Source organism: Rhodococcus sp. BS-15, assembly GCF_000813105.1.
In the GTDB taxonomy this organism is placed as follows: Bacteria; Actinomycetota; Actinomycetes; order Mycobacteriales; family Mycobacteriaceae; genus Rhodococcoides.
The window spans coordinates 1-7,333 of the sequence record NZ_BAOX01000249.1; the positions used below are offsets into that span (position 1 = coordinate 1).

The 7,333-nt window shown below is 62.7% G+C and carries 6 protein-coding genes and 2 pseudogenes; 4 read left to right on the top strand and 4 right to left on the bottom strand.

Going from position 1 to position 7,333, the window contains the following annotated elements; genetic code table 11:
- Positions 1–1,442, top strand: a pseudogene (locus RHBS_RS29205) (hypothetical protein); the annotation flags it as partial.
- A gap of 77 nt (positions 1,443–1,519) precedes the next feature.
- On the top strand, positions 1,520–2,359 hold the full coding sequence (locus RHBS_RS21440) for a hypothetical protein (RefSeq protein ID WP_128646399.1): 840 nt from the start codon (positions 1,520–1,522) through the stop codon (positions 2,357–2,359).
- Positions 2,360–3,030: 671 nt separating this feature from the next.
- On the opposite strand, the gene RHBS_RS21445 is transcribed toward RHBS_RS21440, so the two are convergent.
- Positions 3,031–4,065: an NADPH:quinone reductase gene (locus tag RHBS_RS21445; RefSeq protein WP_121873201.1), complete on the bottom strand. Its 1,035-nt coding sequence runs from the start codon at positions 4,063–4,065 to the stop codon at positions 3,031–3,033.
- 100 nt (positions 4,066–4,165) lie between these two features.
- On the opposite strand from RHBS_RS21445, the gene RHBS_RS21450 reads away from it, so the two are divergent.
- The gene (locus tag RHBS_RS21450) at positions 4,166–4,681 is read left to right on the top strand and encodes a DinB family protein (RefSeq protein ID WP_121873200.1); all 516 of its coding nucleotides are present in this window, start codon (positions 4,166–4,168) and stop codon (positions 4,679–4,681) included.
- Here the strand turns inward: RHBS_RS21450 and RHBS_RS21455 are convergent.
- Together RHBS_RS21455 and RHBS_RS21460 are read right to left on the bottom strand one after the other, a co-directional pair.
- Positions 4,672–5,166: an SRPBCC family protein gene (locus RHBS_RS21455; RefSeq protein ID WP_121873199.1), complete on the bottom strand. Its 495-nt coding sequence runs from the start codon at positions 5,164–5,166 to the stop codon at positions 4,672–4,674. The two genes, RHBS_RS21450 and RHBS_RS21455, sit on opposite strands and share 10 nt — an antisense overlap.
- Positions 5,163–5,987 carry an SDR family oxidoreductase gene (locus RHBS_RS21460; protein WP_121873565.1) on the bottom strand — a complete coding sequence of 275 codons (825 nt, stop codon included), beginning with the start codon at positions 5,985–5,987 and terminating at the stop codon, positions 5,163–5,165. Before RHBS_RS21460 ends, RHBS_RS21455 begins: the two co-directional genes overlap by 4 nt.
- A gap of 100 nt (positions 5,988–6,087) precedes the next feature.
- Here RHBS_RS21460 and RHBS_RS21465 point away from each other — a divergent pair.
- A pseudogene (locus RHBS_RS21465) lies at positions 6,088–7,136 on the top strand (iron-siderophore ABC transporter substrate-binding protein).
- Between the two features lies 1 nt (position 7,137).
- Here the strand turns inward: RHBS_RS21465 and RHBS_RS29810 are convergent.
- A partial coding sequence (locus tag RHBS_RS29810) for a hypothetical protein (protein WP_236745399.1) occupies positions 7,138–7,333 on the bottom strand: 196 nt, incomplete at its 5' end.

A 7,333-nucleotide genomic window follows, 5' to 3' on the forward strand; every position in this document is an offset into this window, starting at 1 on the left:
GGCAGTCGAAGATCACCGTCCCCGATCCGGGTGGGGGTCGTCGTACGTTGTTCTTGATCCACGACCGGTCGTCGTCGCACGAATCGGTGATTCCGGTGACGGTGCCGCCCGGTGGCCACATGTCGGTCGATCCGGATGGTTCGGTGACCGTCGTCGACGCCGACGGAAATTCGGTGTCGAGGGTCGCCGCGCCGTGGGCGTACGCCGCCGACGGCACACCGATTCCCACGCACTACGAGATCCGCGACGGACATCTGGTCCAGGTCGTCGACACCGTGGGCATCGAGAACATTCTGTATCCGATCCTCGCCGATCCTCCCGAGGACAAGATCGGGATGGTGGATACCACCGGCCGCTCTGATGGAGAGACGTGGACCGAGGCTCTTCCTGGTGGACAAACCGCCACGCACACGCTGATCAATGCGGAAGCGGTCGACACTCGCATCACTCGCGAAGACGGCACGTGGACCGACACCAGGACCAACGATGACGGTCGAGGAAACATCAACACCTGGTCCGACGACAGTTGGGGTGCAGCGTCGTACAACAACACCGATGTCAGCTCGGATGAGTCCTCAACCGAGACGTGGACCACCGGCAGCCCGACCAACGGCGCGTCGCCGGATGCGTTGTCCGAGGCGAACGCGGCGAACACCGAGGGCAGCACTGTGGTGGCGAACCAGGACGGCACCACCTCGACGGCGAATTGGGCTGCCAACGACGACGGTTCGTACGATTCGGCCATCACGAACCCGGATCAATCGAATTCGTATGTGCATTCCGGCGCACTCGACGAGGACGGCAACAACTACACCACTACGTTGAACAACGAAGGTACGCAGTCGGTGCTGATACCTGACGGTGATCTCATCGCGTTGAATCCTGATCGCTCGCCCACCGGACTGTTCGATGAGAGCAGTGAAATGAACACGGCATGGAACCCACTCACCGAGAAATGGGAACCAGTGCCTAATCCTTCGAACGCCCAAGCTAACCCCAGTAGTCGTGCTGCAAGTCCTGGAATCGACTGGGCACCGGATCGAGCAGCGATTGAAGCGGGGACGGCATCTGGAATTATCGGTGCTATGACGGATGCGACCGGGCGTGCTCTGACGAGTGCAGCCACGGCTTCAGCGGACGACCTTGCGCTCACGATCGGTCGGCGCTTCGGACCTGCCGGGGTGGTGGTCGGGACGGTTCCGGGTATCAGCAACGACATCAGAAGCGGTATGGACCCCTCGGTGGCCGTGACAAGCAATGCGATCGGTGCCGGGGCAGGGGTGGCCGCTGGTTGGTTGGCTGCGGGCGCGACGGGTGCAGCAATCGGAACGCTCGTTCCTGTCCCAGGTGTGGGAACCGCAGCGGGATTTGTGGTCGGAGTTGTCGCAGGTGGCGTGACAGCGTATCTAGCGACGAAAGGATTGCAGTCATGGTGGAAGTAGAACGATGTGCGCAGGAAGGGGGATCAAGTCCGGTGCAGTGGAAACCGCAGTGGCCGCAGAGGCTCTCCTGGTTCGCGTTGGCGGCGGCACTGTTCCTGCTTCTGGCCGCAGTGCCGATCGGCTCGCTGGCACTGAACTCAATTCGTTCGTGGTCGGGCATAGCAGTACCAGTGAGTTACCTCGGACTGGCGATGCTGCTGGTGGGATGCTCAGCAGGTTTGTTCGATCGCGCGGGTTTTCGCTTTGTTTCACGATCCGCTTTGCGTCATGTTCATTTCGAGAGTGGTCCTGCTGTCACCATCGCCAGCCCCAGGCTGAGCAACATCCTGTTGTTGGTGATTATGTCGGGGCTGTTCGTGTGCGCCGCACTGTCGGTCTTGTCGTGGTTCATGGGTTGGTCGTCGCTGATCCCCGCCGGCGGAGCGGGTTGGTTTGGGGCCGTACTGTCCGGCGTCGGGGCGATTACTGCCATGTTGATTTTGTTGTTCGTCGTGTTGACCCAGGTCAGGGTGACTTTGCGTCTGACCGCAGATGGAGTTGAGATCGAGGAGAAGCGGGATGCTCCGTTCTGGCATCGCAGGTCGGGAGCGCGTGCGTGTTGGGATCGGATCGAGGAAGTGATCCCGGATTCGATTGCCTACGGATACGGTTTCGCCCCGCTCGCGGTTCCGATTGTTGACCTACGCGTCGCCGAGGGGGCCGAGGTGCATGGTCCGTCATGGGCTTTCAAAAATGGAAACTATCGAGTTGCGTTGCATCTCCTTCCCATGGAGCCGAACATGCTCTTCGCTGTACTGCAGCATTTGCACATGCACCCGGAAAGTCGTCAGCTCTTGCGAGAGGAGAGCTTTCGTGAGATGTGCCAGCTTCCTGCTCTGCGTGCACGGTGGAAAGAATCCGCCGCTGACGATCGTTGAGCGCTCATCTCTCAGCAGGGCGTGTCAGATGGTTTGTGTAAGTACGAGCTGACACGGATGGAGCATCATCGTGACCATGACTGTGGGCAACAATCATAACGGCGGCACCGACAGCGGCAATATCGATCGATCCGAGCCCAGCGCGTTCGATGCACTGAAGGCCTCGGTGCGCTCGATGAGGTGATGGCCAAGATCGACACCGGCCAGTGCGTCGATGCGGTTCGTGTCCTACGGCGACCGCAAGGCGGTGGCGTCGTCACTACGGTCGATCTATACCGGCGCCCACCGTCGATGCGGCCCAGGCCGCTCTCGATGACTTCAAAGCCGCCGAATGGGGTCATAACTACCCGACTGCATTCAAGACCTGGGAGAACCACCACCGGAGACCTCGACCGCACGAAACACCATCTCCGCAAATTCGACCTCGACGCCCTCTACCAAACCTGAGACCAGCCTGGTTTGCTCCGATCCGACCGGGCGTGCACTCGATTCGTGGTTGCCCGCATCGACGAATGTGCCGAACGCGATCACCCCGAAGTCGCAGCCTCCGATGTTGGGGCGTTGGTCAGCGCCTGCCGATCTCAGAATCGTTGAGCAGCAGTACTACTGGCAGCGTATGACCGGCAGGTGGATCGTTTTCCCTTGGTCCACGTTGCCGGTCATCACCTGAATTATTCGCTGGCGACGTCGATCAGCACCTTGCCGACGGCTCCGTTCTCCACGGCGTCGTGTGCTGCAGCGGTTTCGCTCAACGAGTAGCGGTGCAGCGGTAGGCCGGTGGCGTCACCCACTTCGAGCACACCTGCTGCTGCCGCCGCGCTGACGTCTTCTTCGGCGTTCCGCAGAGCCTCGTCGCCCACGGTGTAGAGCAGCACGAACTGGTAGCGAGTGTTCAGCACCATGTTCGGCCGGACGTCGAGCGTGACGGTGTCACCGCCGTTGTTGGCGTACACCGCGATCGAGGCGCGGTTCGCTCCCACAGCAGCGTTGAGTGCTGCGTTCTGTGCGGGAGCAACCTCGACGACGAGATCGATTCCGGTGGGAACCAATTCGCGGATCTCGGCGGCGGCGTCACCGGCCTTGTAGTTCACCACGTGGTGAGCGCCCGCGGCGGTCGCCAGTGCGCCCTTCTCCGGTCCACTGACAGTCGTCACCACGGTCGCGCCTGCCCATCGGGCCAACTGGATCGCAGCATGGCCGACGGCACCGGCACCACCGGCGACCAGAACCGACTTGCCGTCCAACGCGCCCGGGTGCAGCCGAATGGGTCCGTCCTCGGAGACGGTCAGCGCACGGTGTGCCGTCATCGCGGGCACGCCGAGGCTCGCGCCCACGTCGAAGCCGACGCCGTCGGGCAGAGGAACCACCCGGGAAGCAGGCAGAATTGCAAAGGACTGTGCTGTTCCGGTCGGACGCTGATGCTGGGCCAGGTAGACCCAGACACGATCTCCCTCGGCCAGGCCGTCGACCTCGGAGCCGACCGCGTCGATCACTCCGGCACCGTCCTGGTTGGGCACCACCTCGTCGAATGCCAGCTTCTCACCCGGTCCGGAGCCGGTTCGGTTCTTCCAGTCCGTCGGATTGACGCCGGAGACCACGATGCGAACACGCACTTCGCCTGCGCCGGGCTCGGTCACCTCGCGATACTGCAGTTCGAGGACGGACGAATCGCCGGTGCGGGTGTACACAATTGCTGGAGCAGTCATATCCGGTCCAACGCGCCCGGACCGCCCCGATGTTCCCTCCGCTCCCATCGGGGTATGCATGAGTGGTCATCAGTGCTGTCAGAGAAGAGATGGATCTTTCATGAATCACAACGACCTGCTCACCGACGCGTTCGACCGAATCAAGGAGCTCGTGCATTCGGTCCTGGACGACATTCCCGCGGCTGCGTTGACCTATCGACCGGACGCCGATGCCAACAGCATCGCGTGGTTGGTGTGGCACCTGACGCGGGTGCAGGACGACCACATCGCGGGCGTGGCCGGGAGTGAGCAGGTCTGGACGTCCGACTCGTGGTTCGAGCGCTTCGGTCTCCCTTTCGACCGTTCCGACATCGGGTACGGCCAGTCCTCGTCCGACGTCGCCGAGGTCGCCTCGAGTGCCGAGCTACTACGCGAGTACTACGACGCTGTGCACTCGAAAACCATTGCGTACCTGGGCAGTGTCGGGGCCGACGATCTGGATCGGATCGTCGACGAGAACTGGAACCCGCCGGTCACCTTGGGCACCAGGCTGGTTTCGGTCCTGTCCGACGACCTCCAGCACGCGGGGCAGGCGTCGTACGTGCTCGGCATGTATTCCAGAAGCGCTCAGGCGTAACGCTTCTGCAGGTTCTCCAGCGTCTTACGGATGTTGCGACGCTGGAACTGTGGGAACGTCTTTCCGCTGGTGACGATCTTGTCGAAGACCAGCGCCAGCGCGTCGGGCCACTTCGTGCGGTCGTCGGTCCAAGTTTCGGTGACTTTCGTTCCGCCCTCGACCGGTTCGAAGTCGTATCGCCAGGTTGCATTCGCGCCCTTGATCTTCGGAGCGCTCTTGCCGATGGCGTGGACTCGGAACTCGAACGTCTTGCCCGGGTCGGCAGCAGTCACGGTGCAGCGGGTGACCCACGTAGCTGGGCCGCGTTTGTTGGTGCCGTCGAACACCATTCCCACATACGCGGTTTCGCGGGGTTCGTGCACGGTGGCACCGGTGTTCTCGGGGCTCCACTGACCCATTTTCGTGGGGTCACTGATCGCAGCGTAGAGAGTGTCGGCGTCGGCCTCGACGACGATGCTGTCGGAAACGGTGAGTTCGCGCTTCACGACGACGCACCCTTCTTCAGGCCGGGATGAACACGAGTGAGCATCGGGACCAACAGTGTGCGCGGGGTGATCTGCGCGAAGATCGATCCGATTCGATTGGCGGGCCCGGGGATCGACACCATACGTCCCTTGGTCATGTCGTCGACGGCAGTTCTGGCCACCGTCTCGGCCGAGACCCACATGATCGACGGAAGTGCTTTCTCTGCATCGTCTTTCGCGAAGCCGGCGGCCTCGCCGAACCCGGTCTGCACCGGGCCGGGGCACAGTGCAGTTGCGGTTACGCCCGTTCCCTTCAGCTCGCCGGTCAGCGACTGCGTGTAGGAGAGCACGAACGCCTTGCACGCGCCGTATCCGGCCTGACCGGGCAGAGGCTGAAAAGCAGCGGTCGAGGCCACATTGAGCAGTGCGCCGCGTCGTCGTTCGATCATGCCGGGAAGAAATCGGGTGCACAGATCCGCGACGGCGACCACGTCGACCTCGATCATGTGCATCTCGGCGTCCGGGTCGGATTCTGCGACAGGTCCGAGGGTGGAGAGCCCGGCGTTGTTGATCAGGATGTCCGGGATCAGGCCGAGTTCGGTGATGCGGCCGAGTAGTTCGGCGCGAGCAGTGCGGTCGGACAGGTCTGCGGCGAGCACTTCGGCTCGGACTCCCCGTGCGCGGATCTCCTGTGCCAAGTCTTCGAGCTTGTCGGCACGCCGGGCGACGAGGGTGACGCCGTGGCCGCGGGATGCGAGCACGCGGGCGATCGCGGCTCCGATTCCCGAGGACGCTCCGGTCACGACGGCTGTCCGATCAGGGGCGGGACGAGGAAGGCTCATGGCTCCCACCGTAGCGAACGCCCGCTGTGCAGTGCATTCGAACCACTCTTGTAGGTTAGCCTTGACTTACCTTTAACCGCTGGTCCGTCGAGAGGTATCCATGTTCTCTGCTCCAACAGCCGGTCGACGTTTCACTCGCCGTGCGTCCCTGCTGTCCGTGCTCGCTGTGTCGGCCCTGGTGGTCGGGGCGTGCTCGTCTGCCGACACTGCCGAGCCCGAACAGGCCGACGGCGGCGACTTTGCCGCCGTCACCATCGATTCGGCTCTGGGGCAGGCCGTCATCACCGAGAAGCCCGAGCGCATCGTGACTCTCGGTCAGGGGTCGGCCGAGACCGCGATCGCACTGGGGACCGTCCCGGTCGGCGTCGAGGAGTATTCGTGGGGTGCCGACGATTCGGGGTATCTGCCGTGGGTTCACGACGCAGTCACCGAGTTGGGTGCCGAACTTCCCGAACAATTCACCGGTGGAACCGAGCTCAACATCGAAGCCGTTGCTGCTCTCGAACCTGACTTGATCCTGGCCCCGTGGTCGGGAGTGACACAGGACCAGTTCGACAAGCTCAGTGCGTTCGCTCCAGTGGTCGCCTACGAGGAGCAGCCGTGGACGATCACCTGGGAAGACCAGATCACCGTCATCGGCAAGGCCATGGGTGAGGAGCAGAAGGCAGCGGACGAGATCGAGAAGATCAAGGCCCGCTTCGTCGACGCCACGACCGATCATCCCGAATATGCCGGAGTGAGCTTTTCGTACATCTACAACACCGGGCCGGGGACGCTCGGGGTGTTCCTCGCCGACGAGCAGCGCGTTGCGATGGTCCGTGCGCTCGGGTTGCAGGTCGATCCGGTGGTGAACACCCTCGACGAGACCGAGGGCACCGACTCCGCGGTGATCGGTTTGGAGAACGCGAATCTGCTCAACGATTCCGACTTGATCTTCACCTTCTACTCGGACCCGCAGAACCGTACCGACACCGAGAATCAGCTGCGTACAAGCAGATCCCGGCCGTGTCTCGCGGTTCTGTCGTGTCACCGACGGATCAGTCGTTCGTCACCGGCTCGTCCATCATCAATCCACTGACGGTGCCGTGGGCACTCGAGCGATACGTGCCGATGATCGACGAGGCGGTCGCGAAGCTCGACGCGAACTAGGTCAGTACACACTGTGCTGCCGTTGCCGTTCCAACACCTGCTCGAGGTGATGTGGCACGACCGCGGTGACGGATCCTTGCTGAAGTAGCTGCACGACAATCTTTTCCAGCCCCGCACCGGTGTTTCGGTGCGGGGCTGGGAGTGGTCTTTGGGCGGGTTCAGGCGATGTGTGGGCCTGCTCGGGCGTGGGATGGTCG